This window comes from Thioalkalivibrio sp. ALJ7 (assembly GCF_000376865.1).
Lineage (GTDB): Bacteria > Pseudomonadota > Gammaproteobacteria > Ectothiorhodospirales > Ectothiorhodospiraceae > Thioalkalivibrio.
Genome location: NZ_AQXQ01000008.1, coordinates 69387 through 92055, shown reverse-complemented (window position 1 = coordinate 92055; position 22669 = coordinate 69387). Strand labels below are relative to the sequence as shown.

The window sequence follows — 22669 nt, the reverse complement described above, 5'->3', positions numbered from 1 at the left end:
TTCATCGCTCTGCGCGGCCCGAGTGGGGCTGAACTATATAAGGAGAATGCGATATAGGTACAGTGCTGCCGGCATTGGAGTGAGTTCGCGGCTCACGCTGAGCGAACGCCGAGATATCCGTCATTCGACGCTGCGGCCGTGGGGCATGGCATGGGGGCGAGGGGTTTGGCGTTACGCGGAAGGGCGTCTGGCCTGAAGCATGTAGTTCACGCTCATCGATGGCGATAACCACATCTTGCGGTTGAGCGGATTGACCTTGACGCCGGTGCGGGCCACTTCTTCCAGGCCGTCGCGGGCAAACAGTGCGCGCGTCTCTGCGGGGCTTACGAAGCGTCTCCACTGGTGGGTGCCGCGGGGCAGAATTCGGAAAAGGTATTCCGCTCCCACAATCGCGACGAGCCAGGAGATCGGGTTGCGGTTGATGGTCGCCACAAAGGTGTGGCCGCCGGGACGGAGCATGCGATGCACGCTGCGCATGAATGACGAGAGATTGGCCACATGTTCGACCACCTCCATGTTGAGGATCACGTCGAAGGTCTCACCACGCTCGGCCAGTTCCTCGGCCGTGTGCAGCTCATAGGTAACGGCGAGGCCTTGATCTGCCGCGTGCTGTCGCGCGACAGCGATATTGCGGTCCACCACATCTACCCCCAGAACGTCGGCCCCCTCGCGGGCCATGGCCTCGCTCAACAGGCCCCCTCCACAGCCGATATCCAGCAGTCGTAGACCCGCAAGGGGCTTGTCTGCGTGGCGGTCGCGCCCCAGGGAGTGGCAAAGCGCCTCGCGGATGTACTCGGTCCTCAATCGATTCAGGACATGCAGCGGCCATAGTCTGCCGTCCGGCTGCCACCACATCTCGGCCAGGGCCCGGTAGCGGGCGACCTCCTCGGGGTCGACGGTAGAGTCCTGCGCAACGTTTGGAGACGCCATCGGGCTTATGCTCCTGGCAAGGGGCGGTGTCTTTGCGACCAGTGGGGGCGGGAAAAGATCGATCCGGGCGCGTCGACGATGCCGATCGGAGAACCGTTTTCTCTCGCGACGGTCTCAGCATCGTGCCACTGCGGAGATCTGCCATGTCCTTTTCTGCCCGCCTTTTCGCCGTCCTCCTGCTGGCCGTGCCCTTTGGCGGCACGGCCGCTGCCGAGCCGGATACCGCAGCGCTGTTCGAGCACGAGTTGGGGCGCCTGCATTCCTCCGAAGTGGTGAACCTGCAGGAGCGCTATCAGGGGCATCCGCTGCTGGTGATCAACACCGCCAGTCATTGCGGCTATACCGACCAGTTCGGGGGCCTGGAGGTGCTGTACCAGCAGTATCGGGATCAGGGGCTCAAGGTCGTTGGATTCCCCTCGCATGACTTCAATCAGGAAGCCGACGACGAGGCCGAAACCGCTCGCGTCTGCTTCGAGAACTTCGGTGTGAGCTTCGACATGTTCAAGCCGATCGGCGTGCGTGGCGAAAACGCCCATCCGATCTTCCAGGAGCTGGCGCGCCAGTCGGCCGAACCGCGCTGGAACTTCTACAAGTATGTGGTCGACCGTGATGGTCGCGTAGTGGCGAACTTTCCCAGTCAGGCCGGCCCCGAGACAGCCGACCTTCGTCGCGCCATCGAGAGCATCCTCTGAGCCACGCGGCCCAAACGGCGCGCTAGGGAGGCGCTGATTTAATCGCGCGTCCGCGCTCGAGTCGCTTTTGCGTGGGAACAAGGCGCGGTGACTGCCGTGCAGTCATTCTGCACAAGGGAGCCGCAACGCCGTTCCCACGCCCGTTTTTGATAACAACGGGCGGCCGAGCCCCTGCTTTCCATGGTTTGTGGGGTTGGTGCCCCCCCGATTCTGAATGAATATGGCCCGATCCTGCGTTGCGCCCCCAATCCATCAGAAACGGGCGGGTAGAACCACTACCCGCTACACGACGCGCCTTGTCTCGGAACGCTTTGTCTCGAAAAACTGGGGGGCACCAACGCGGACGTGCGATTCAATCAGCGTCTCCCTAGAAAGGCCCGGAGGGCTTCCTTCGTCCAGCGTCTTGCGAAAGGCGTGTGTTCAGTCCGATTGCTCGGACGTGTTGTGGGACGCCTCGTAGCCTCGCAGTCCGCCCGCGATGGACTGGACATTGGTATACCCAAGCTCCAGTAACTGGGCTGCGGCCAATGCCCCGCGATTCCCGCCATTGCAGAAGCACACCATCGGCGCGTCCTTGTCGGGCACCACGCCTTCAATCTGTTGGCTGATCGAGTCCAGGGCGACATTCCGTGCTTCCGGCAGGCTGCCTTTCTCGTATTCGTCGGGTTCGCGGACATCGATGGCCACCGCGCCGGACTGCAGATGTGTGTCCACCTGCTGTGGCGCGATCTCCTTGATACGGGCGCGCGCGGCTGCTGCGCGGCGCAGAAACTCTTCGTCGTGATGATCCATTCCTTTCTCCTTTGTGTTCTTGGTCAAGCCAACGAGTGATGGGCTCAAACGGCGCGATGGACGATTTGGCTCTTGCCTGCAGTATTCTCGGCAAGCTTGGTCCGCCATGCCAAAGACCCTTGTGGGTGCCGTGAGTGCGATCAGCGTATCGACTCACGCGACCGACTGATGGCCTTTGGTTACCACCCACTTAGGGGCCGTCATCGCGGGGCGCCACAAAGGCCCCGGCAAAGCCAGCAATGCCCCACGAAAACGTCCCGGAGCGCCCGGGATGATGGTCGCCAAGCGTGTCGCGAGCCATCGATAGTGCGTTGCCGGTTGGCAATCCAGTTCCGGAGGGGGCAGAACGGATTTGCCGGTTCTGCGCCGTACTCCGGGGGGCGCCGAGTTAAGGTGCAGGCAGCAAAATCGCGTCATGCTGCGCAGGGCGACGGATGAGATGAGATCGCGAAGGCAGTTGGCATAGTGGCTGCTTGGGAACGGGCGTTCGACCGCAAGAGCCAGTAGTTGCTGGTCCGGTCCTAGCCCAAGGAGTCGCTTTATGTTCGATGGGATTACGAGCCAACCCGCCTATACCCGAACCACGCCTGCCAACAACCCTCAACAGGCAGGCAATCAAGCCAATAACAACGCCCAGAACCAGAACACTGCTGCTGCGCAAAACACTGCGGCCCAGCAGCCCCAGCCCCATCAGCCCCAGTTCAACCAGCCCGTCCATGCGGCACACGCCGCCCAGCAACCGCAGTTTACTGCCATGGGGGTACAAGGCTTGACGGCGCCAAGCGCGCTCGAAGCGGCGCAAATGGGGACGTCGAACGCTGTCACCGCCATGGGGGGCACGATGGTGCAGACATCTGCCGCAACCACGGTTCAGACCTCCAACGATGCCGAGCCTGGGTTCTTCGCGGATACGTTACAGGCGGATGGGACAATAGACGCCAGTGATCCCGCCAATCGGGGATCGCACGTCGATACGGAAATTTAGACACCAATCGGTAGAGGGATCTACCAATGACTTGGCCGAGATAGGGTAAGTCCAAAGGCGGGTAAGGTAGGTGAGCGTGCAGGAGTCAGTTAAGGAGACGCTGATTGAATCGCACGTCCGCGTTGTTACCGACTTTTGATAAAAGAAAAGGCACGTCCATGTGCCGTTTGTGGAGAGAGTGCTGAATGGGCCCGTCGTTAGCGGCCCATCTCATCATCGTCATCGTCGTCATCATCGTCGGGGTCAGGGAAGCCGCCACCGGCCTCGGCACCGCCTTCGGCGCCTGCGCCACCCGCTTCAGCACCAGCACCACCACCGGCACCGGCACCGGCACCACCACCTGCTTCAGGCGGGGCTCCACCCGCTTCGGCACCACCTTGGGCGCCGCCTTCAGCACTCGGCGGAGCGGCTTCGCCTTCGGCACCCATGCCTCCGGCTTGGGCGGCCCCAATCGAGCCAATGGTAAACAGCGAGCTTAGGGCGAATGCCAGGGCGGTTTTGCGCATAGTCCACATAATGAGACTCCTCACTTACTTGAAGTTTTTCGCACTGCCAGCGAGTGGATGAATAGTGCTTGCTGGCGGTGCGGGATTGATGTTTTCAAGCCGACCCCGGTCCAAGCAACCGCATCTCCGGTGCGATGTGAAATGCTTCAAACGCGTCTGTATTGAGTTGTGATCTGTCGAGAATCGTAGCCATCGAGAGTTGATGCTAGGGAACTCCAGCCGAAGTGCTCGATACACGACTTGAGCTCGCCACGGGCCAGTACCCGTTCTTGCGAGAATGCACGGTCGGCTACGATGGCCGCTATCGAGGCATCAAGGCCCAGGGAGGCACGGATCGATGCACCCACTCGCGTTGGTACCCCAGGTTCTTCGAGACGAGGCGTGTCGTGCGGCGGGGGGCGGTTTACCCGCACCCGGTGCAACGCAGAATCCGGCAACCTGGGGCACCAGCCCCACAGACCATTCAACGCAGGGGCACGGCCGTCCGCGCTTGTCAGAAACGGGTGCGTACGCGGCGTTGAGGCTCCCTTGTGCAGAATGCTGCGCGGCAGTCACCGTGCCTTGTTCGCACGTAAGAGCGATTCGAGCGCGAGTGCGCACTTTCATCAGTGTTTCCCGAGGAGAGATGAGGATGGGCAACGATTCAGACAAGGAGACAGGACTGGAAGCGCTGGCCGCGCGTGCGGAGGCGTTTGTCGAGGAACGCGAGTGGCAGCAGTTTCAGTCGCCCAAGAATCTAAGCATGGCGCTTTCGGGCGAGGTGGGTGAGCTGATCGAGCACTTCCAGTGGCTCACCGAGCAACAGTCCCGCGAACTGTCCGGGGAAAGACTCGAGGCGGTCCGAGAGGAGCTTGCGGACGTGCAAATCTACTTGCTCCTGCTGGCGCGCAAGCTGGAGATCGATCTCTTGCAAGCGACGGCGGACAAGCTGGAAACGAATGCGCGCAAATATCCGGTCGAGAAGGCCCGTGGCCACGCCCGGAAGTACACGGAGTTGTAGCAACCACTCGCCTGTTTCATGGCGCAGGTCGGTACCGGCCGCGGTTGAGGCGTGTGAAGCACAAGAGCCGGCTGTAGGTGGATCGGCCTGTACCCAACGTTGGCGGGCACCTGGGATCAGAGGGTCTCGCCGGCAATTAGTCGTCGTCTTGGTCCTTCTTGCCGCTCGGCGTTACGGCACTACCCACTGCTCCGGCCGCCTTTCCAGTCGCCTTGACGGTGCCGGTGGTCGCGCTGACAGCTGCACTGCCCGCGGTTCCAGCAACCTTCACGGCGGTACAGCCGGTAGCCAGCGGCAGGATGACAACGAGCAGAAGTAGCGGGCGTATATAAGCGTAGATCGACATGGCGAAAACTCGATTCAGCGTACGAACAGCATACGCATGAGCACCCCCTCGGGGCCAGGCGTGATCCGGATCGGTGTACCCCGGAACATCATTGCGACGACCATGGCTCCCTCAAGGTGTTGTCCTAGCCCTCAAGGAGTTGTGAACAGGCGGAGTGAAGGGGTGCGGTCCCTCGTCCCTGTGCGTTCCTCGCCATGATCCTCGAATCGCTCCTGGCTGGACTACACTCCAAAGCATAGCCGCATGGATACTAGGGCTAATGGGGCCCGGGAGGCGTTGGCTGCGATGGAGCTTCGGGAAGGAAGGCGGAGGCCCGTCAGTATGGCGGCCGAAGTGGAGGACCTGACCTGTGCCCTGGCTTATCAGGCCACCGGGCGGGTGCGTAATGTCAGTCTCAGCGGTTTGTACCTGGAACTTCCGGTCTCGGGGCTCACCAGGCATTCTCGACTGCGGTTAGTCGTGAGGCCCGAAGGGGATGGCGGTGGTCGCGCATATGTATGGGACTGCATCGTGATGCGGTTGGATGAGCGCGGTGCCGGCGCGATGTTTGAGGCCGAAGATCCATCGGAGGTGGACGGCTTGCTAGACCTGTTGCGTGCCCGCATGCGGTACTCGCCTCGGCGAGCACATTGATCGATGCTTCCCCAGTCGTCCTACCGCACATAGGAGAACCACGAGATGGGTTTGAGTCAGTGGCGGCCCTTTGGGCGCGTCCCCGAGATGAAGGCCCATGACCTGGCCCAGGCGTTGGAGCGCGGCGAGGTTCAATTGCTGGATGTTCGCACCGGGCTGGAGTATCGGCGTAGTCGCATTTCGGACGCATGCCATCTGCCAATCACGCAGCTCACCGAGAAGAGGCTGGACTCCCTGGGCCTCGATCCCGAGCGTCCCGTGGTGGCGATCTGCCTTAGTGCACATCGCAGTATTCCGGCGGTTCGCAAGCTGCGCGCGCTCGGCTACGACGCGCGCCAGCTTCGGGGCGGCATGCTGGCCTGGTGGAAGGCAGGGCTCCCATGCGAGGCGGGCCACGAAGACGCGGGCCGTTAAAGGTCTGGATCCTCCCGGCCTCGGGTCGTGGGCAAGAGAACTTCCGGGTGCCGCTTCGTTTTAACCCTCACTCCTGCCAGAGATGGCTCCAGCGTTGCCACCAGTCGCGTGCGATGGCTCGGTTCGCGGCGTTTTCGTTCTCGTCGAGGACCGTGCCCAGGCGGACATAGTCCCCATCAGTGCGCGCAGTCACTGCCGGATCCTGCGAGGCCAGCATTAGCGCATAGAGTGCGAGCTTCAACTCCCATGGGTCGTCGGAGTCGAGGTATTGAACCAGGTGCGGGACCGCCGGTTCGCCGATGCCGCCGAGTTCTTCGGCTGCGGTATACCAGGTGCGCGGATGCTCCTCGCCCCCGTAGGTTTCGGTGTAATTACGGTCCGACAAGCGTTCCAGGTAGTAGTGGATCTTGTCATCGGGACTCGCGAAGCCTTTCTCCGCTGCTTCGATCGTAGCGGACTCCTGCGGCGCGCCATCCGCTGTGGTAGATGACTCTGCCTGGGGTGCCCCGGTGCAGGCCACCAAGAGCATCCCGACCGCCATCCATGCGGGTAGCCACGACGGAGAATAGGGGAGAGCGTTGTTCCTCACGTGACATCCGGGCGCGGGCGTCTGAAGACCGCGGCTTTACTCCTGGTGAGGACGATTTGGAGTGCGCGGCGACATCTTGGCGGGTGGAACGCGAGCTATGGCTGCGCGTCTGGTGGCCCGGAACCCAGCCAGAAGTCCAGGCGCTTGCCGAGGAACTCCTGGCCGCTCATGTAGTGGGAGCCGTCGCAGGAGAAATTCAGGCCGACCATGCCGTTGAAGATGTTGACCGAGCCGGAGCGTAGGTAAATCGTATCGTCCATGAACCGTAATTCGCGGAATGTACGAAACACCGCAGCCACCTCAGCCGGAGAGAGTAAGGCTTCCTCGGGATAGGCCCGCTGGGGATAGGCGAGGCAGATGCCCGGGTCCGTCAGGTCCTCGTAGTCCAACAAGCGATAGCGGAAGGGATCGTCCCGCAGCCACAGCGTCGCTCGTGAGCTCGAGAAATGCAGCTTGCCGTGGAACACGCCGTGGGCGGCCACCAACTCGGTCACCAGGTCCAGCACCTCGTCGATACGGCCGTCCAACGGGCTGTCGACCCGGTGCTGGTTGAACAGTCCCCCGCGGATGGCCGGGTCGCCCTTGAGCTGCATCCACTGGTCCGGCTGTTGATAGAGCTCGCGGGTCAGGGGCAGCTCGCGCAAGTCGAAGTCCGCGCCGAGGAACCCGAGCAGTGTGTCGTCGCCTCGGATCAGGCGCTGCACGGCGGTCAGGGTAGGGCGGCGCCGGTTGCGGCTGATGTAGGCCGACGACATCGAGAACTCCGCGCCGGCCAGGGCCTCGGCCATGTAGGGCCGGGTGCTACGGTCCCGTCCGGCCTGATCCGGTAACGGACCTTCCGGAGACAGGTTGGCGGTGACCTGATGGCCTCGATGGTCGAGCACATAGAGGTACTTGCAGGAGGGCAGCGTGCCCAAGGCCTCGGTGAGCCGCTGTTCCAGGGCGTCGCGATCCCCCCATCGCTCGGCGCAAGGGCCGACCAGACGCGCCAAGGCGGTCGACAGTTGCCCCTGGAGCAGCAGGCGTTGCCGGGCCACTGCCGTCATGGTCGCTTCACTCATGCATTTCGCTCGCAGATGCCGTGGGGACGCCTTGTGGGCGTGCATTACTCGAGGGTGCCGCAGGAGCGGGGATGGCGCAACAATCCGCCTGGCGCGGGAAAGGCGAAGCAAGGATCGGTCGGCTATGGCGCTGGCTAAAGAAGCGCTTCGATCCCGCATATGACGCGTGTGGAGACCGACTGCATGGCACAGGCCTACCAACAGACGCAGCAGATCGATGCGCCCGCACAGTCCCAATCAGCGTGGCGTCGTGGCCAGTTGGCTGAGGCCATGCTCGAGCGCTTCAACCAGCCGTCGCTGGAATTCCTGGAGAATCCCGTCGAGACCGGCGGGCGGAAACATGTCATCCGGCTGGGTCGGTTGGTTCGCGCCAAGGGGGTCCGGTTCGGGACCGTTATTACTTTTCCCCTCTGATAAGTCGCGATGTTCTTGGTCATCGCTTATGTGTGGCGTGTCACGTGCCGCGCGTCGAGTGGCTCCGGCGATGAAAATAGCTGAGCGCTCCAGGTCGGCCCGAAACACGATCCCAATTGGGTTCGATACTGAGGTTTACGAGACCGGCGGGGTATGCCCCGTGAACTGGGGCTGTACGCAGTGGTCGGATTTCATGCCTTCGATGTGGACCAGGAGGTCTGCTTGACCGGGGTGTTAGCGGCGGGATTATGGGCGCCGGAGATCGATCTTCCGTCCGATTCTTGAATAGTCCTTCGCTATCGAAATGATGGTGAATAACAACTGGTACCAATGGCTTTGTCGGCCTACCTTTAGAGACAGAAGGAACATAAGTCGGCCCTCGGCCAACCGGGTCGTGGAGCTGAAGCGGCTTACCGTTCCCGAGGAAGGCCATCATCCATGCACGGATGGCTGTTTCCGTACGGCAAACACGCTCAATAGCAGCGAAATGGAGAATTGAAATGGGTGAGCATCAGAACATGGGCAAATGCCCGGTCATGCACGGCGGCCAGACCGCCGCAGGCCATTCGGTCACCGACTGGTGGCCGGAATCGCTGAACCTGGACATCCTGCACCAGCATGATCGCAAGACCGATCCGATGGGTGAGGACTTCGACTATCGGGAAGAGGTCAAGCAACTCGACTTCGACGCTCTCAAGAAGGACATGCACGCTCTGCTGACGGAGAGCCAGGCCTGGTGGCCGGCCGACTGGGGTCACTACGGCGGCTTGATGATCCGCATGTCCTGGCACGCGGCGGGTACCTACCGCATCGCCGATGGCCGCGGTGGCGGCGGCACCGGCAACCAGCGCTTCGCGCCCATCAACAGCTGGCCCGATAACGTCAGCCTGGACAAGGCGCGCCGTCTGCTGTGGCCGCTCAAGAAGAAGTACGGGAACAAGGTCAGCTGGGCCGATCTGATCATCCTGGCCGGTACGGTCGCCTACGAGAACATGGGTCTGAAGACCTTTGGCTTCTCGTTCGGCCGCGAGGACATCTGGCACCCCGAGAAGGACACCTACTGGGGCGCGGAGAAGGAGTGGCTTGCGCCCTCCGACGAGCGCTACGGCGACGTTGAAAAGCCCGACACCATGGAGAACCCGCTGGCAGCCGTTCAGATGGGCCTGATCTACGTGAACCCGGAAGGGGTCAACGGCAAGCCCGATCCCATGAAGACCGGCGAGCAGGTCCGCGAGACCTTCGCCCGCATGGCGATGAACGACGAAGAGACGGCGGCGCTGACCGCCGGTGGTCATACCGTCGGCAAGTGCCACGGTAACGGCGACGCCAGCGCCCTCGGCCCGGAGCCCGAAGGGGCGAACGTCGAGGAGCAGGGTTTTGGCTGGGCCAACCCCCACATGCAGGGTAAGGCGGCCAACGCGGTCTCCTCCGGCATCGAGGGCGCCTGGACCAAGAACCCAACCAAGTTCGACATGGGCTACTTCGAGGCCCTGCTCGATCACGAGTGGGAGCTCAAGAAGAGCCCGGCGGGTGCCTGGCAATGGGAGCCGGTGGACATGAAGGAGGAGGACAAGCCGGTCGACGCCAGTGATCCCTCCAAGCGCCACAACCCCATTATGACCGACGCCGACATGGCGATGAAGGTGGATCCCGTCTATCGCAAGTACATGGACGCGTTCCGCAAGGATCCCGAGTACTTCAGGGATTGCTTTGCCCGCGCCTGGTTCAAGCTGACCCACCGCGATATGGGGCCGAAGACCCGCTACATCGGCCCGGAAGCACCCCAGGAAGACCTGATCTGGCAGGATCCGGTGCCGGCTGGTAGCACCGACTACAACGTCGAGGCCACCAAGCAGAAGATCGCCGAAAGCGGGCTCAGCATCGCCGAGATGGTCAGCACGGCATGGGATAGCGCCCGTACCTTCCGCGGCTCCGATATGCGCGGCGGTGCCAACGGTGCCCATATCCGCCTGGCACCCCAGAAGGATTGGGAAGGTAACGAGCCGCAGCGTCTGGCCAAGGTGCTCAAGGTCTATGAGCAGCTCTCCGCCGAGACGGGTGCCAGCGTGGCCGACCTGATCGTGCTGGGCGGCAGCGTGGGCATCGAGCAGGCGGCCCAAGCGGCCGGTCACGACGTCCAGGTGCCCTTCATCCCGGGCCGTGGCGATGCCAGCGCCGAGATGACCGATGCCGAGTCCTTTGACCCGCTGGAGCCGCTGGCCGATGGCTTCCGCAACTGGCTGAAGAAGGACTACATCGTCAAGCCGGAGGAGATGCTCCTGGATCGTGCCCAGCTGATGGGCCTGACCGCGCCGGAGATGACCGTTCTGCTCGGCGGCCTGCGCGTGCTGGGCACCAACCACGGTGGCAGCAAGCACGGCGTGTTCACCGACCGTGAAGGACAGTTGACCAACGACTTCTTCGTCAACCTGACCGACATGGCCTACGCCTGGAAAACCGCGGGTAACGGCACCTACGAGGTGCGCGACCGCAAGAGCGACCAGGTGAAGTGGACGGCCAGCCGTATTGACCTGGTGTTCGGCTCCAACTCGATCCTGCGCAGCTACGCCGAGGTGTACGCCCAGGACGACAACGAGGAGAAGTTCGTGAAGGACTTTATCCAGGCCTGGACCAAGGTGATGAACGCCGACCGCTTCGACCTGGAGCGATTCCAGCAGTAACGTCAACCCGAGCCGGGCAGTGAGCCCGGCCTGCAGACCAAAACGCCCGGGATCATCCCGGGCGTTTTTTTGCCCCCCGTTTACCCCCCGCGGCTAGCCCGTTGCCCGCATCCCGCCGCCACCCCCACCGCCCGGCGGTGGTGTCCAGACATTGCGGAAGGCCTGGTGTGTCATCTCGGGAAGATCTCGGGAGAAGCGCAGCTGCACACCCCCGTCGGTTCGTACCGCATTGATCTGGCCACGCTTCAAGCCATATCGACGCGCCACATCCTCGCAGCCGCTCACGAACCGCGACGGCGGCTTGCCACGACGTACACGTGCGGCGCCATCGCGCAGCTCCACCGAAAACACTAGCCGCGCGTGCCAAAGCATCAGCGCAACGCCAAGGCCCAGTGCGGCGAACATAAGCAGAAACGTGATCAGCATGACGGTTCGTGGGATGGGGTGGGCAGGGGATATTGCGCAGTGTAGCGCACGCCGTTCGACATCCATCGTCTCCTGCCGTGGGGCGCAGGGCAAGACCCGACCCTTCGGTACTCGCTGTAGGAGGCGAGCCCTCTCGCCGATCGGGCGTGTCCAGCTCCCAATCGCCCAGAGGGCTGGGCTCCCACGAGAGAAAGCGGCTGTGGCGGCAGGTGACCACGATGGGTGTCTTCTTTCTCGCCTTAGGAATGGCTAAGTCCGCAAACTCAGCATCCTTCGGAGTCGTCCCGTGGACAGCCTATTGAGAGATCACACCTAGTGGGCCCCGGTCTGCATCATCATCTGCCGTTGGCGGCGGTCGCTGACGGCGGCCACGCCGCCTGGTGACAGACGCTGGTCCACGTAGTCGGCGAGCATCCACATCATCCGTTCGACCCGGTGAGTGCGTTGTAGCACCTGGTCCAGGGCGCCGCCGGGCGCTGGATCGGCCTTGAGATACCGGGCTCGGAGGTCGTCGAAACGTGTCCGCTGGTTGCGCGAGAGTTCCTGCAACCATTCGAAGTCTTCCCGTTCGCCGCTTTCCACCGCCATGCTGACGGTGTCCAGCAGGCTGCGCAGGCCCTCGGAGACTCGGGTCTCCAGTTCGCCGGCCTCTTCCGCATCCGGTAGCGCGTCGGCGATCGGCATACGCAGGTGGTCATAGAGTTGCTGCTCCAGCGCGCGCAGTGTGTCGAATCGGGCGCGCAGGTTTTGGTAGCGCATGACCGTGGACTCGAACAGCGGTTCTCCGGCCAGCGCGGTGAACTCTGTCTGCCAGGGCTCCAGGGCATAGCCGAAGTCCTTGTGCAGGGATTCCAGGCGTCTCGGGTCGACACCGCGGGCACGGCCGGTCTCGCTTTCTTCCAGGTAGGTCGACAGGCGCTGCCACAGGGCGGGTTCCGCCGCTTCCAGGGCATCCAGACGACGTTCCGGCAGGGTATGCGGGTCGCCCATCTGTAATGGGTTCACCCAGCCGGACCACAACACCAGAAGCCGCGCCACGAACAGGCTCACGATGACGCCGTTGGTGACCATCAGGATGTAGAACATCGAGAGTTCCACGGGCGGCCAGAGAAGCAGGAGCGAGTAAGCAATGCCGCCGATGATCGCGATCTCGGCAAAGGAGTCGCGCTTGAGCATGTCGATGTTGAAGTCCGAGCGAACCACGTCGCGCATGATCACGCCGAAGGATGCGGTGACCACGGCCATCACCGGTCCCCAGAGCCATAGCGGGCTGGCGTGGGCTTCGACGGCCACGCCCACGCCGATCACGGTGAACGCGGCTACCGCCCAGGCATCCAGGCCGTGCTGCACATTGCCGACCATGCGCCCGCCGAGGCCCGCGCGCTGACGTGCCAACAGTCGCTGTGCGGGGGCGAGATGCACGAGCCAGTGGTCATGCAGCTTGTAGAGCGCGAAGCCGCCCAGCACCACCGCCAGTGGCAGTAACAGGAATTCGGGCGTTTCGAAGATGAATATCGGATCGCGTCCCAGAAGCAGGTCACGCAGCACACCGCCGCCGATGGCGGGAAGCGTGGCCAGGATCAGGGCGCCGAACAGGTTGTAGCGCTCGCGGCGCGCCAGCATCACGCCGGAGGCGGAGAAGGCGAGGATGCCCATCAGCGTCAGTACGTTGAACCATCCCTCGCTGGTGGTCATGGCCAGAAACGCGGGTAGCAGGTGTTCTACTTCGAGGTTGGCGATTCGGCGGCTGTCCCCCAGAGCCTGTAGCTCGGCATCGAAGGCGTCGACGAATTCGCGTGGAACGGTCGCGCGGCTGAACATGACACGTACGCCTACCGAGCCGAGCTCGAGGCGGGCGCGGCGGACCTCGTGGGTCTGGGCGTTTTGTGCCAGGAACAGGTCGAGGATCACCGGGTCGGCGATAAACCCGTCGATACGGCCCTCCACCAGGGCGGCTACGTTCGCGGCATCGCTGTCAGTTTCCAGGATTCGGGCTGCATCGCCTGGGTCCCGCACGAGGCGCGCGACCTCGGGGTGGGCGAAGGCATAACCCCGTGTGATGCCCAGGCGAAACGCGCCGGCTTCGACCGCCTCCAGGAACTCCTCGCGGCTGGTCGGGCGGATGTCGCCGTCATCGCGCAGGTAGAGCGCGTTGCGTTCCTCGCGATAGGGCCGCGAGTAGTGGACGTAACTCAGACGCGCGGGTTCATAGTACGTACCGACGACCAGATCGAGGGTGCCTTGCTTCAGCCCCGCCAGTTGGTCGGACCAAGGCATGGGGCCATAGCGTACGGTGTGGCCCGTGGCCGCGGCCGCCTCGCGGGCGACACGCAGGTCCAGCCCCGTTGCGGCTCCGGATACGCCATCCGGATCGGCATATTGGTACGGCGGGCGCTCGAACCAGCCGGAACGCAGCGTCTCCGGAGGGCCTTCCGTTGCGACCGGAAGCGGCGCGGCGAGGGATGCGACCGGGTCGGCAGCGGCCACGGGAACCGTTACCAGCCCGGCCACCATCAACACCAAAACAACGAACAGATCCCGCAGCCGCCCCCGGATGCGCGAGGCCGTCCTGACCGGTATGCTGTCCGTCGTTTTCATCCATCCTCCCGGTGGTCTTCAGCCGATGCCGAGTTCGTCCATGCGACTTCCATCACCGGGTCTCCCCTGGAACCCGACCCGGTGGGCCGGCCGGTTGCTGGCCCTGAGTCTGGTCCTGGCGGCGGGTTCGGCATTCGCGGAACCCTTGCGTGTTCAGCCGCACTGGGTTCCGCAGTCGCAGTTTGCCGGTTTTTATGTCGCCGCCGACCAGGGCTGGTACCGCGATGCCGGCCTGGACGTGGACATCCTTCCGCACGGCCCGGACTATCCGGCATCCGAGGCGCTGGCTCGCGGCGAGGCCGATATTGCCCTGTTGTATCTGGTGCAGGCGCTGGAGCTTCGCGACGCCGGTGTGGAGGTCGTCAACGTAGCACAACTGCTGCACGACTCGTCGCTGGTGATCGTGTCCTTTGCCGATCGCGATATTCTCGCGCCCGAGGATCTCGATGGGCGCCGTGTGGCCCGCTGGCAGAGCTTTCGCACTCAACCCGAAGCGCTGTTTCGCGCCTACGGCGTGGAGCCGGAGATTATCGATCAGGGATCGGGTGTAAATGCCCTGCGCTCGGGTGCGGTCGATGCGGCCATGGCCACTCGGTTCAACGAAATGGTGGAGCTCTATCTTTCGGGATTCGAGCCGGAGGAGCTTTCCACGATCGGGCTGGAGGAACACGGCACTGGCCTGGCCGAGGACGGGATTTACGTTCTCGAATCCACGCTCGAGGAGCGCCCCGAAGCTGTAAAGGCCTTCGTGGCTGCGTCGCTACGCGGTTGGCAGCACGCGTTCGAGCATCCGGAGCAGGCGGTGGATGCGGTGATGGAGCGGGTCCAGCAGCACGGTGAGCCCACGAACCGCGCCCACCAGAGCCTAATGCTCAAGGTGCTTCGCTCGCTTTACTTCGACTCGGACGGTCGCCTGCCGGCCCCGGTGCTCGACCCCAATGATTATCTAATGGCCCACAACTTGATGAACAACCTGGTCAGCCTCGAGCGTGAACCTGTGGACTACGACACCTTCCACCGCCCGGTGATTGATGCACGCCCCGAGTAAGAGCCTGGCGGTACGTCTGGCGCTGGTCACCGTGGTCACGGTGGCGACCATCTTCTTCACCACGTCGGGGCTGCTGTACTACATGGTCCGCGACATCATGCTGGACCATGCGGAGCATCAGGCCCGCGAGCTGACCCGCGCCACGGCCGGGCGCATCGAGGCCTCACTCAACGAAGTCGCGGGCTCGGGGCGCACCCTGGCCGCCTCGTTGACTCAGGGCGGGCATGACCCCGAGGCCATGCGGCCTCTATTGGAGTCGATTACGACCCATACAGCGGCCGCCCAGGGTGCCGCCATCACCTGGGAGCCGGAAGCGGCAATCCCCGGGCAGCGATATCACGGGCCCTTCGTTTATGAGGGGCCCGATGGGGAATTGGAGTACATGAACCTCGGCGGGGCCGACTTCGACTATTTCACCCGCGACTGGTATCAGATCCCCGCGCTCACCGGCGAAGCATTCTGGGCGGATCCGTTTGCATCGGCGGCCGATCCCGATCGCCTGATCACCACCTTCTCGACGCCCTTTGCGATGGCTAATGCCGTGGCGGACGGCACGGAGGAACTCGGTGGGATCGTGACCCTCGACGTCGAGTTGCGACGTCTGACCGAGACCGTCGATGCGGTTGAGGTGCTGGACAGTGGCTTCGGCTTTTTGTTGAGCGGGCAGACGCGGTTTATTTCCTGGCCGAACAGCGACTGGATTATGCGCGAGAGCCTGTTCAGTCTGGCCGAGACGCTGGATGAACCGGAACTGCGCGAACTCGGGCGCATGCTGCAGCGTCAGGAGGAGGGGTTCAGCCGGTTGCCGAATGCGCTGCTGGACGAACCTGCGCGGCTCTACCACGTCCGCCTCCCGGATCCTGACTGGGTGGTGGGGGTGGTCATCCCGGAGCGGGAACTGTTCGGTGATGTGCTGCGGGTGATGCACCTGGTGCTGATCATCGGAAGTGTCGGGTTCCTGATCCTGCTGGGGGCCATTATCGCGATCTCCCAGGGTATCACGCGCCCCCTGAAGGGGCTGGTTACCAGTGCCGGCGAGATCGCCCGGGGCAATCTCGATCAGCCGATGCCCCCCATCCGCTCTCAGGACGAGATCGGTGAATTGGCTCGATCCTTCAATGACATGCGCCTGTCCCTGAAGGACTACATCAACGACCTGACCGCAACCACAGCGGCCAAGGAGCGGATCGAGTCCGAACTGAAGATCGCCCGCAACATTCAGATGAGCTTTCTGCCGCGGCGGCTGGAGCTCTCTCGGATGCAGGCGGATGTCGATCTGCATGCGGATCTGCTCCCGGCACGCCAGGTTGGGGGCGATCTCTATGACTTCTTTACGATGCAGGGCGATCGCCGCTTGTTCTTTGCCGTAGGGGACGTCTCCGATAAGGGCGTCCCGGCCGCACTGTTTATGGCCGTCACCAAGACCCTGGTCAAGGGCATTGCGGAACAGGAGCCGGATCCCGGGCGCATCCTCGAACGGGTCAACAACGAGCTGTGCCTGAACAACGACAGCGGTATGTTCGTGACCTATCTTTGCGGGATTCTCGACTTGGACAGCGGGGAGCTGGTGATGGCGAATGCGGGCCACAACCCGCCGTTGATCCGGCGGGTGGATGGCACCGCAGAGTGGTTGAAGCTGGCACCTGGACTGGTGCTCGGGGCGATGGAAGATATGCCGTACGCGACGCAGCATCTGCGCCTGGCTCCGGGCGAAGAGCTGCTGCTGTACACCGACGGCGTGACCGAGGCGGCGAATCCAGCGCAGGACCTGTTCGGCGAGGACCGCCTGATCCGCCTGTACGGCGAGCTCAAGGGCCGAGCGGCTGGGGAGCAGACTGCGGCCGTCATGAAGGCGGTAGAGGAGTTTGCCGGCGAGGCCGATCAGGCGGATGACGTCACCGTGCTGGCACTGCACTTTGTCGGACCGGCGGGCGGACGCACCTGAGGCCCGGACACTGGAATCAGTACCGGGCTTCAGTCCTCGCCGCGGGCGCGTGCCACGGCCACCGCCCGATCATCGCAGACGTCCAGGATCGACAGGAAGCCGCTGATCTCGAAGACCTCCCGGATCGGCTCATGAATCTCGCACAGCACTAGCTGACCATTCAGCTGCCGAACCTTCTTCGCCGCCATAAGCATGACCCGCAGCCCGGCACTGGAGATGTATTCCAGGTCGGCAAACCGGATCACCAGGGTGGGCGAATCGTCCAGAAGGGCGAGCAGTTCCGCCTCGAAAGCCGGCGACGTATTACTGTCCAGGCGTCCCTCGGGGCTCACCACGCATACGCCGTCCACGGTCTCTTTATTCAATTCCATTACGTAATCGGGCCTTGTTGTTCAGTTCGTTGTCACTTGCGCTTGAGACGTCGCAGTCGAAGGCGATTCACTCCGTCGGCACTGTCGTACTGAATATCGTCCATCAGCGTTCGGATGAAATACAGCCCCAGGCCTCCGACCGCGCGGTCCTCGACGCCTCCCTCCAGGGAGACCTCCGGTGCGTCGTCTAGCGGATGAAAGGAGTGGCCGTCATCGGTTACCACGACTGTCAGGCCTTCGGTGTCCGCCTCGAGTTCCACACCAATCCGGTGCTCGCCGCCGTCATCGAAGGCGTAGGACACGAGATTGGTAATCCATTCATCGAGCGCGAGATTCACCGTGTTGGCTTCCATGCCGGCGCGCTCGCAGAACGCCTCGACTTCATCAGCGAGTCGAGGGATCTCCGTCAGTTCGTTCCCAATATCGAGACTGCACCGCACGCCGTCACTGGCCTCCGCTTACTCGCATTCGTACCCAATAGACCGCCGGAGCCCGCGTAGCCTTCTCGGACGCAGCGCTTACCTTTACAGGCGCAGGGTATAACACTCGGGTCGCCGACACATGCGCATGGGCCGGTCGGGTGACATCCGAATGCTGTGACGATGCCAATCTCTCCTGTCGCCTTCCCGTACATTCGGTCCATTGATAGGACTACTCGCAGAGATAGCGACCATAACGCGGCGCGTATTCGATAGGTTCAGGCCGGCCCTCTGGCCGAGGCACCGGCAAACGACATGCGCTGACTCCATGGGCAAAAGGCAAGTTCCTACAGGGCTTTCGGTGTTCTGAATGCGCGATCATCCCCGGAAACCGCCCAGCGGTGCTCCGGGATCTCGGGCGTAGGGGCAGGCGCGGCCGTTAGAGATCCCGGCTCTGCGCTTTGCGGCGGTCGGGATGACGGCGTGGCACCCGAAGGAAGATGGGGGAAGATGGGGGAAGATGGGCGTCCTCTTCCTCGGAGTTCTGTCGCTACCTTGGGTTGGGCTGGACGAACTCGAGGGCTCCGCGGTCCCAGCCGCCCTTGTCGGCAGCCGCCTGGTAGGTGCTCTGCAGAAAACTCAGCAACACAGCATCGGGATCGGTCGACGCTCGAACCACATCGAAGGGCAGGATGTATTCCCCGAGGCCTTCGTGGAACCGCGCCGCGGCGGGCTGGAAAACGGCCTCGCGATACCCCTCCGGTTCCGGGTAGGCGTACGCATAGAAGGCCGCTTCACCCAGGCCCGTGCCGGGCCAGAAGCCGGCGCTGGCCAGCTCATGGGAATAAGCCTCTTCCATTACCCAGTCGGCACAGTTGGGGACGCCGCCGGGATGCGTCGGCGCCTCGCGGCCGGAAAAGCGTGTGACGGCCAGGTCGAACGCACCCCAAAAAAAGTGCACGGGGCCGCACTTTCCCAGAAATCCCGCGCGGAACTCCGAGAAAACCCTGTGCGCCTGTACCAGTGCCTGCCAGAAAGCGTGGATGGCATGCCGATCGTAGCTGCGGTTTCGCGTGTTCCTGGCAAAGGGGATGGCTTCTGGTACCTCCACCGGGCGCGCGAGGATGCGTACGTGAATGCCGAGGAACGTAAGTGCATCAAAGAGCTTTTCGTGGAAATCGGCAACGCTCATTGGTTCCAGTCCAAAGAGCACCTTGCGGCCGCTCGATGTGGCGATCACCAGCTGGTGCGCGACGAAATCGAAGTCAATGGTGAAGGTCCACCCCTGGTAGGGAATCGGCGATGTCGTCAGCCCGGTGCTGGTGGCATACAGCGTGGAGCCCCAAGAGTGATTCACCCAGGGCCCCAGTTCGAGGCGGATCTTGCCAACAATCTGTGTCCACATGTGGACCGTGGTGCATGTGTCCTCCCACTGATCAAGGGGTGGGAGTTCGGGCCAGTGGGTATGTCCATTCTGCGAGCGGGCGGGCATGAGATCCTCCGGGGGCAGATTCGGGGCCATTGCGAATCGAGCGAAAGCGCTGGAAAAAGGGTTCGCCCACCAGTCTCGAGGAACCCACGAGGCCACCCTGAGGAGTGTAGACCGCAGCGAAGGGCTTGCTGTCGGACGTCTCGCTTGTGATCCCGGCCGCGTACGACGCTGGTGTTCTGCCCAGCAGGCCGCTTTTTTCGAGGCCGTCAAATATGAGCTGCATGGCCTGCGAAATCCAAAGGTAGACCCCGGAGCCCTCACAGGCCCGACAGACTCCTGGCGGGTCAACATTGGGCGACGACCAACAGCCGGCAGTAGACTTGCCGCAAATCGCTGACCAGAAAAGGATGCGGACATGACCGATGTCTTACTTCAGATCGCCAATGCACTGGTACTAGGGCTCGAAGCAGTCGGCATCGCCGTGATCATAGGTGGATTCGTGCTGGCAACGGTGGTTTGGCTGGTGAACATGCGCCGCATGAGCACACACGAGGCCTACGTCGATTATCGCCGTCGCAGCGTGCGCGGCCTGATTCTCGGACTGGAGTTCCTGGTCGCGGCCGACATCATCATGACCGTAGCGATCGAGTACTCCATGGAAAACGTACTCATGCTGGCCCTGATTATTCTCATACGCACACTGCTAGTGTTTGCCCTGCACCTGGAGATCGAGGGCCGTCTCCCGTGGACCCAGTCGGAGGACGATAGCAAGGCCTGACCAACTCGCAGCGGTGGGCCAATGTCCGGCGGAGTTAAACGGGGACAGATTTATTTTCGGCCGCGAGGATGCGGCGGTGATGCAGGAGGAGAGATATGCCAAGGATGGCGCGAGTGGTGTTGCCGCATATGCCGCACCATGTGGTGCAGCGAGGGCACAATCGGCAGATCGTGTTTGCGGAGGACGTGGATTACGAGCGGTACCTGGAAGACCTGCGCGAACTGAGTAGTGCGCTGGACATTCGGGTGTACGCGTACTGCCTGATGACCAACCACGTGCACCTGTTGCTGGGGCCAGGCGAAGAAGTGGCTGCAATGGGCCGCTTGATGAAGGCATTGGCGGCGCGTGCCACGCGGTATCGCAATCGACTGGAAGGCCGCTCCGGTACGTTGTGGGAAGGGCGCTACAAGTCCAGCCCGGTGCAGACAGAGACGTATCTTCTGGCTTGTACGCGCTACATCGAGTTGAACCCCGTACGAGCGCAAATGGTGCCGGCCGCCGGAGAGTACCCCTGGTCCAGCTTCCGCCAGCGCATGGGTGAGGCGGAGTGCTGGATCGATCTCGACCCGGCGTATTGCGAGCTCGCGGATGACAATGCCGAACGACGTGTCCGGTATGCGCGGTTCGTGGAGCAGGGCGTTCCGGAGCAGGAGCTGTCGCTGATGCGCGAGGCGCTGCAGCGCGGCCAACTCACCGGCAACCAGCGTTTTGTGGATGAGGTGGAGCAGGTCATCGGCTGTCGCATTGAGCGGCGCCGTCCAGGCCGTCCCCCGTCACGTCGGGCATGAGAAATAAATCTGTCCCCGTTTTTCCCCGTCATTCGGCGCCGAAATAGTCGTCCTCGCGCTGGTGCCGAAACGCCAGCAGGGTGACCGTCTCGGCATCGTCGATCTCGAACAGGGCAACATAACCCGAGCGCCCAAACGGGATCAGGAGTTCGCGGATGCGGGGGCGGGAGGCGTCGGGCATGCGGCAGCTCAGCGGGAAGCGCTCCAGTAGCGACACCGCCTCGCCGATGGCGGTTCGGGCATGGGCCGCGGCCGCCGGGTCCCTCTCCGAGAGGAACGCGACGAGCCGCAGGAGATCTCCGCGCGCCTGCGCTGTAAATCGTACCGAGTAACTCATCCTTGAGACTCCAGTGGGGCGGCTACTACTTACTTAACAGGCGGTCGAGATCGTCAAGCACCGATTGGGCCGGGAAGTACTCATCCGCTTCCCGGGCACTGCGCGCGGATTCCAGACCACGCGCCAGGAACTCGGCCCGGGCTTGTCGGCGGTCAATCTCGTGGCGAACGGCATCCTCGATAAAGGCTGACAGCGTTTCTCCCTCGCCAAGGGCCTGCTCCACCTGATGCCGAAAACCACCGCTGACCCGCAGGGCCGGTAACGTTGTGTTTTTCATGCCGCGTCTCCGCAAGGACCTTCACGTAGTGTATCGCAAATGCAATACAGCGCGCATCAGCGGGCCAGTCCTCGCCATTCGTCTCCCTGGTTCACTGAGAGTATCCAGGGTGCCGTGAAGGTCCATTACTCCCTGAAAAACCCGACCCCCGTGGAAGCACTCCCACCAAAGCCAGACGTTGACACACCCCTCGTCCAGAAGGCGTCCGGCGGGGCAGGCGTTAGTATCAGCGATCTCGGTTCTCCGCCTCGCTCCGGCGGAGATGACGTTCTGGCCGCGGAAAAATCAAGCGGAAAAATCAATCTGTCCCCGTTTCCGCGTCTCCACGGGATCGTGTAGCCGGGGGTTACTCGTAGTGGCTCCATAAACGAATCACTTTGACCACTTTCTCGTCTTCAAGAACCTGGTACACAAGCCGGTGCTGAATATTGATGCGCCGCGAGTACGCGCCGGAGAGATCACCCACCAGCTTCTCGAACGGTGGGGGCTTTCGATACGGATCTTCCGCGATCAACGTCAGCAGCTCCTGTGCCTTCGGCTTCAGGCCGCTGGCCGCCAGCTTCTTCGCATCCTTCTGAGCCTGTCGGGTGTAGACCAACTTCCATGTCACCAATCCAGCTCCTCGTGGCATTCATCCGCCGGAGTATCCATGCCCTCGCGGATCGACTCGCGCATACCCGGCACCGATAGCAGGTACAGGGTTTCCTGAATGGCCGACCAGTCCGACTCGGATAGCAGGACCGCGTTGTTCCGCTTGCCGGTGATCACAATCGGCTCATGGGATTCCGCCGTTTCGTCGATCAGCCGGTAGAGGTTGCTGCGCGCCTCTGTAGCCGTAATTCCCGTCATGGCGCACCTCGCAAGTGTGTGGGCTTCGACCAAGAGTACGCTTTGGCGTACGTCCCGTAAACCGTACGGGTATCCGATCACTGCAAGACACCGCAGAAACTGCGGCAACGGGTCGGATCGTTCCAGGAATTATCCTTCCGCCCAGCCTGGAAGGTCATCCCGGAAACCGCGCGCCGGTTATCCGGGATCTCGGCCGGCGGGGCAGGCGTTAGCGTCAGCAATCTCGATTCCCCGCCTCGCTCCGGCCGGGATGACCGTTTGCCGCCAGGGAGAAGCTGGGAGGGAAAAGATGGGTGTCCTCTTTCTCTGATTCATGGCCTGTATTCTTTCAGGCGTAATTGTTACCTGTTACGTTACG

27 protein-coding genes are annotated in these 22669 nt (G+C 62.8%); 12 read left to right on the top strand and 15 right to left on the bottom strand.

All coding sequences use genetic code 11. The features are described 5' to 3' along the window. Positions 1-171: 171 nt before the first annotated feature. Complete coding sequence (gene ubiG, locus D002_RS0103385) at positions 172-930, bottom strand: bifunctional 2-polyprenyl-6-hydroxyphenol methylase/3-demethylubiquinol 3-O-methyltransferase UbiG (RefSeq protein WP_018140505.1); 759 nt, start codon at positions 928-930, stop codon at positions 172-174. A 143-nt stretch (positions 931-1073) separates the two neighbouring features. On the opposite strand from ubiG, the gene D002_RS0103380 reads away from it, so the two are divergent. Continuing rightward, entirely contained in the window at positions 1074-1622 is a 549-nt protein-coding gene (locus D002_RS0103380; RefSeq protein ID WP_018140504.1) for a glutathione peroxidase, read from the top strand. Positions 1623-2042: 420 nt separating this feature from the next. On the opposite strand, the gene D002_RS0103375 is transcribed toward D002_RS0103380, so the two are convergent. Continuing rightward, on the bottom strand, positions 2043-2414 hold the full coding sequence (locus D002_RS0103375) for a rhodanese-like domain-containing protein (RefSeq protein ID WP_018140503.1): 372 nt from the start codon (positions 2412-2414) through the stop codon (positions 2043-2045). A 541-nt stretch (positions 2415-2955) separates the two neighbouring features. On the opposite strand from D002_RS0103375, the gene D002_RS0103370 reads away from it, so the two are divergent. Beyond that, entirely contained in the window at positions 2956-3399 is a 444-nt protein-coding gene (locus D002_RS0103370; protein WP_018140502.1) for a hypothetical protein, read from the top strand. Positions 3400-3484: 85 nt separating this feature from the next. Here the strand turns inward: D002_RS0103370 and D002_RS0103365 are convergent, their stop codons facing one another. Further along, on the bottom strand, positions 3485-3823 hold the full coding sequence (locus tag D002_RS0103365; protein ID WP_018140501.1) for a hypothetical protein: 339 nt from the start codon (positions 3821-3823) through the stop codon (positions 3485-3487). A gap of 713 nt (positions 3824-4536) precedes the next feature. On the opposite strand from D002_RS0103365, the gene D002_RS0103360 reads away from it, so the two are divergent. Further along, on the top strand, positions 4537-4905 hold the full coding sequence (locus D002_RS0103360) for a nucleotide pyrophosphohydrolase (protein ID WP_018140500.1): 369 nt from the start codon (positions 4537-4539) through the stop codon (positions 4903-4905). A 136-nt stretch (positions 4906-5041) separates the two neighbouring features. Here the strand turns inward: D002_RS0103360 and D002_RS0103355 are convergent, their stop codons facing one another. Continuing rightward, on the bottom strand, positions 5042-5245 hold the full coding sequence (locus D002_RS0103355) for a hypothetical protein (protein WP_026181488.1): 204 nt from the start codon (positions 5243-5245) through the stop codon (positions 5042-5044). 291 nt (positions 5246-5536) lie between these two features. Between D002_RS0103355 and D002_RS13825 the strand changes: the two genes are divergently transcribed. After that, positions 5537-5884, top strand: coding sequence for a PilZ domain-containing protein (locus tag D002_RS13825; protein ID WP_026181487.1), 348 nt, complete (start codon positions 5537-5539; stop codon positions 5882-5884). Between the two features lie 45 nt (positions 5885-5929). Continuing rightward, on the top strand, positions 5930-6298 hold the full coding sequence (locus tag D002_RS0103340; RefSeq protein WP_018140496.1) for a rhodanese-like domain-containing protein: 369 nt from the start codon (positions 5930-5932) through the stop codon (positions 6296-6298). A 67-nt stretch (positions 6299-6365) separates the two neighbouring features. Here D002_RS0103340 and D002_RS0103335 read toward each other — a convergent pair whose 3' ends face one another. Both D002_RS0103335 and D002_RS0103330 read right to left on the bottom strand, forming a co-directional pair. After that, positions 6366-6827, bottom strand: a complete 462-nt coding sequence (locus tag D002_RS0103335; RefSeq protein WP_018140495.1) for a hypothetical protein — start codon at positions 6825-6827, stop codon at positions 6366-6368. A gap of 155 nt (positions 6828-6982) precedes the next feature. After that, positions 6983-7933 carry a PDC sensor domain-containing protein gene (locus D002_RS0103330; protein ID WP_018140494.1) on the bottom strand — a complete coding sequence of 317 codons (951 nt, stop codon included), beginning with the start codon at positions 7931-7933 and terminating at the stop codon, positions 6983-6985. Positions 7934-8131: 198 nt separating this feature from the next. Between D002_RS0103330 and D002_RS0103325 the strand changes: the two genes are divergently transcribed. The 3 genes from D002_RS0103325 to katG all read left to right on the top strand — a co-directional run bounded on the left by D002_RS0103325 (position 8132) and on the right by katG (position 11043). Next, positions 8132-8362 (top strand): hypothetical protein, encoded by a 231-nt coding sequence (locus D002_RS0103325; protein ID WP_231362911.1) that lies wholly within the window; start codon positions 8132-8134, stop codon positions 8360-8362. Positions 8363-8515: 153 nt separating this feature from the next. Then, positions 8516-8647 carry a hypothetical protein gene (locus D002_RS13885; RefSeq protein WP_255349317.1) on the top strand — a complete coding sequence of 44 codons (132 nt, stop codon included), beginning with the start codon at positions 8516-8518 and terminating at the stop codon, positions 8645-8647. 215 nt (positions 8648-8862) lie between these two features. Then, positions 8863-11043 (top strand): catalase/peroxidase HPI, encoded by a 2181-nt coding sequence (gene katG / locus D002_RS0103315; RefSeq protein ID WP_018140492.1) that lies wholly within the window; start codon positions 8863-8865, stop codon positions 11041-11043. Positions 11044-11136: 93 nt separating this feature from the next. Here the strand turns inward: katG and D002_RS0103310 are convergent, their stop codons facing one another. Both D002_RS0103310 and D002_RS0103305 read right to left on the bottom strand, forming a co-directional pair. Continuing rightward, positions 11137-11469, bottom strand: a complete 333-nt coding sequence (locus tag D002_RS0103310; RefSeq protein WP_018140491.1) for a DUF3634 family protein — start codon at positions 11467-11469, stop codon at positions 11137-11139. Positions 11470-11781: 312 nt separating this feature from the next. Then, a complete protein-coding gene (locus tag D002_RS0103305) occupies positions 11782-13983 on the bottom strand; it encodes a TRIC cation channel family protein (RefSeq protein WP_026181486.1) in 2202 nt (733 codons plus the stop codon). Between the two features lie 178 nt (positions 13984-14161). On the opposite strand from D002_RS0103305, the gene D002_RS0103300 reads away from it, so the two are divergent. After that, entirely contained in the window at positions 14162-15115 is a 954-nt protein-coding gene (locus D002_RS0103300) for an ABC transporter substrate-binding protein (RefSeq protein ID WP_018140489.1), read from the top strand. Beyond that, positions 15099-17060, top strand: coding sequence for a SpoIIE family protein phosphatase (locus D002_RS0103295; protein WP_018140488.1), 1962 nt, complete (start codon positions 15099-15101; stop codon positions 17058-17060). The genes D002_RS0103300 and D002_RS0103295 overlap by 17 nt, the downstream gene beginning before the upstream one ends. A gap of 29 nt (positions 17061-17089) precedes the next feature. Here the strand turns inward: D002_RS0103295 and D002_RS0103290 are convergent, their stop codons facing one another. The 3 genes from D002_RS0103290 to D002_RS0103280 form a co-directional block, all read right to left on the bottom strand. Then, positions 17090-17431, bottom strand: a complete 342-nt coding sequence (locus tag D002_RS0103290) for an STAS domain-containing protein (protein WP_018140487.1) — start codon at positions 17429-17431, stop codon at positions 17090-17092. 32 nt (positions 17432-17463) lie between these two features. Continuing rightward, a complete protein-coding gene (locus tag D002_RS0103285; protein WP_018140486.1) occupies positions 17464-17871 on the bottom strand; it encodes an ATP-binding protein in 408 nt (135 codons plus the stop codon). Between the two features lie 529 nt (positions 17872-18400). Next, positions 18401-19372 carry a DUF5996 family protein gene (locus tag D002_RS0103280; RefSeq protein WP_018140485.1) on the bottom strand — a complete coding sequence of 324 codons (972 nt, stop codon included), beginning with the start codon at positions 19370-19372 and terminating at the stop codon, positions 18401-18403. Positions 19373-19697: 325 nt separating this feature from the next. Here D002_RS0103280 and D002_RS0103275 point away from each other — a divergent pair, with 325 nt between their 5' ends. Then, positions 19698-20060: a DUF1622 domain-containing protein gene (locus D002_RS0103275; RefSeq protein ID WP_018140484.1), complete on the top strand. Its 363-nt coding sequence runs from the start codon at positions 19698-19700 to the stop codon at positions 20058-20060. Positions 20061-20155: 95 nt separating this feature from the next. Beyond that, a complete protein-coding gene (locus D002_RS0103270) occupies positions 20156-20848 on the top strand; it encodes a transposase (protein ID WP_026181484.1) in 693 nt (230 codons plus the stop codon). A gap of 28 nt (positions 20849-20876) precedes the next feature. On the opposite strand, the gene D002_RS0103265 is transcribed toward D002_RS0103270, so the two are convergent. The 4 genes from D002_RS0103265 to D002_RS0103250 form a co-directional block, all read right to left on the bottom strand. Then, positions 20877-21185, bottom strand: a complete 309-nt coding sequence (locus D002_RS0103265) for a type II toxin-antitoxin system RelE/ParE family toxin (RefSeq protein ID WP_018140482.1) — start codon at positions 21183-21185, stop codon at positions 20877-20879. Between the two features lie 25 nt (positions 21186-21210). Beyond that, the gene (locus D002_RS0103260; protein ID WP_018140481.1) at positions 21211-21462 is read right to left on the bottom strand and encodes a YlcI/YnfO family protein; all 252 of its coding nucleotides are present in this window, start codon (positions 21460-21462) and stop codon (positions 21211-21213) included. A gap of 346 nt (positions 21463-21808) precedes the next feature. Beyond that, positions 21809-22072 (bottom strand): Txe/YoeB family addiction module toxin, encoded by a 264-nt coding sequence (locus D002_RS0103255; protein ID WP_018140480.1) that lies wholly within the window; start codon positions 22070-22072, stop codon positions 21809-21811. Continuing rightward, positions 22069-22311: a type II toxin-antitoxin system Phd/YefM family antitoxin gene (locus tag D002_RS0103250; protein ID WP_018139194.1), complete on the bottom strand. Its 243-nt coding sequence runs from the start codon at positions 22309-22311 to the stop codon at positions 22069-22071. The genes D002_RS0103255 and D002_RS0103250 overlap by 4 nt, the downstream gene beginning before the upstream one ends. Between the last annotated feature and the right edge of the window lie 358 nt (positions 22312-22669).

What these genes read in the sequence shown, in the direction of transcription:
- D002_RS0103305 (WP_026181486.1), bottom strand. Translation starts at nt 13,983, where the DNA reads ATGGTGGCCGGGCTGGTAACGGTTCCCGTGGCCGCTGCCGACCCGGTC.
- D002_RS0103275 (WP_018140484.1), top strand. Translation starts at nt 19,698, where the DNA reads ATGACCGATGTCTTACTTCAGATCGCCAATGCACTGGTACTAGGGCTC.
- D002_RS0103375 (WP_018140503.1), bottom strand. Translation starts at nt 2,414, where the DNA reads ATGGATCATCACGACGAAGAGTTTCTGCGCCGCGCAGCAGCCGCGCGC.
- D002_RS0103310 (WP_018140491.1), bottom strand. Translation starts at nt 11,469, where the DNA reads ATGCTGATCACGTTTCTGCTTATGTTCGCCGCACTGGGCCTTGGCGTT.
- D002_RS0103290 (WP_018140487.1), bottom strand. Translation starts at nt 17,431, where the DNA reads ATGGAATTGAATAAAGAGACCGTGGACGGCGTATGCGTGGTGAGCCCC.
- katG (WP_018140492.1), top strand. Translation starts at nt 8,863, where the DNA reads ATGGGTGAGCATCAGAACATGGGCAAATGCCCGGTCATGCACGGCGGC.
- D002_RS0103280 (WP_018140485.1), bottom strand. Translation starts at nt 19,372, where the DNA reads ATGGCCCCGAATCTGCCCCCGGAGGATCTCATGCCCGCCCGCTCGCAG.
- D002_RS13885 (WP_255349317.1), top strand. Translation starts at nt 8,516, where the DNA reads ATGCCCCGTGAACTGGGGCTGTACGCAGTGGTCGGATTTCATGCCTTC.
- D002_RS0103335 (WP_018140495.1), bottom strand. Translation starts at nt 6,827, where the DNA reads ATGCTCTTGGTGGCCTGCACCGGGGCACCCCAGGCAGAGTCATCTACC.
- D002_RS0103325 (WP_231362911.1), top strand. Translation starts at nt 8,132, where the DNA reads ATGGCACAGGCCTACCAACAGACGCAGCAGATCGATGCGCCCGCACAG.
- D002_RS0103265 (WP_018140482.1), bottom strand. Translation starts at nt 21,185, where the DNA reads ATGAGTTACTCGGTACGATTTACAGCGCAGGCGCGCGGAGATCTCCTG.
- ubiG (WP_018140505.1), bottom strand. Translation starts at nt 930, where the DNA reads ATGGCGTCTCCAAACGTTGCGCAGGACTCTACCGTCGACCCCGAGGAG.
- D002_RS0103270 (WP_026181484.1), top strand. Translation starts at nt 20,156, where the DNA reads ATGCCAAGGATGGCGCGAGTGGTGTTGCCGCATATGCCGCACCATGTG.
- D002_RS0103360 (WP_018140500.1), top strand. Translation starts at nt 4,537, where the DNA reads ATGGGCAACGATTCAGACAAGGAGACAGGACTGGAAGCGCTGGCCGCG.
- D002_RS0103380 (WP_018140504.1), top strand. Translation starts at nt 1,074, where the DNA reads ATGTCCTTTTCTGCCCGCCTTTTCGCCGTCCTCCTGCTGGCCGTGCCC.
- D002_RS0103260 (WP_018140481.1), bottom strand. Translation starts at nt 21,462, where the DNA reads ATGAAAAACACAACGTTACCGGCCCTGCGGGTCAGCGGTGGTTTTCGG.
- D002_RS0103370 (WP_018140502.1), top strand. Translation starts at nt 2,956, where the DNA reads ATGTTCGATGGGATTACGAGCCAACCCGCCTATACCCGAACCACGCCT.
- D002_RS0103250 (WP_018139194.1), bottom strand. Translation starts at nt 22,311, where the DNA reads ATGACGGGAATTACGGCTACAGAGGCGCGCAGCAACCTCTACCGGCTG.
- D002_RS0103295 (WP_018140488.1), top strand. Translation starts at nt 15,099, where the DNA reads ATGCACGCCCCGAGTAAGAGCCTGGCGGTACGTCTGGCGCTGGTCACC.
- D002_RS0103340 (WP_018140496.1), top strand. Translation starts at nt 5,930, where the DNA reads ATGGGTTTGAGTCAGTGGCGGCCCTTTGGGCGCGTCCCCGAGATGAAG.
- D002_RS0103330 (WP_018140494.1), bottom strand. Translation starts at nt 7,933, where the DNA reads ATGACGGCAGTGGCCCGGCAACGCCTGCTGCTCCAGGGGCAACTGTCG.
- D002_RS13825 (WP_026181487.1), top strand. Translation starts at nt 5,537, where the DNA reads ATGGAGCTTCGGGAAGGAAGGCGGAGGCCCGTCAGTATGGCGGCCGAA.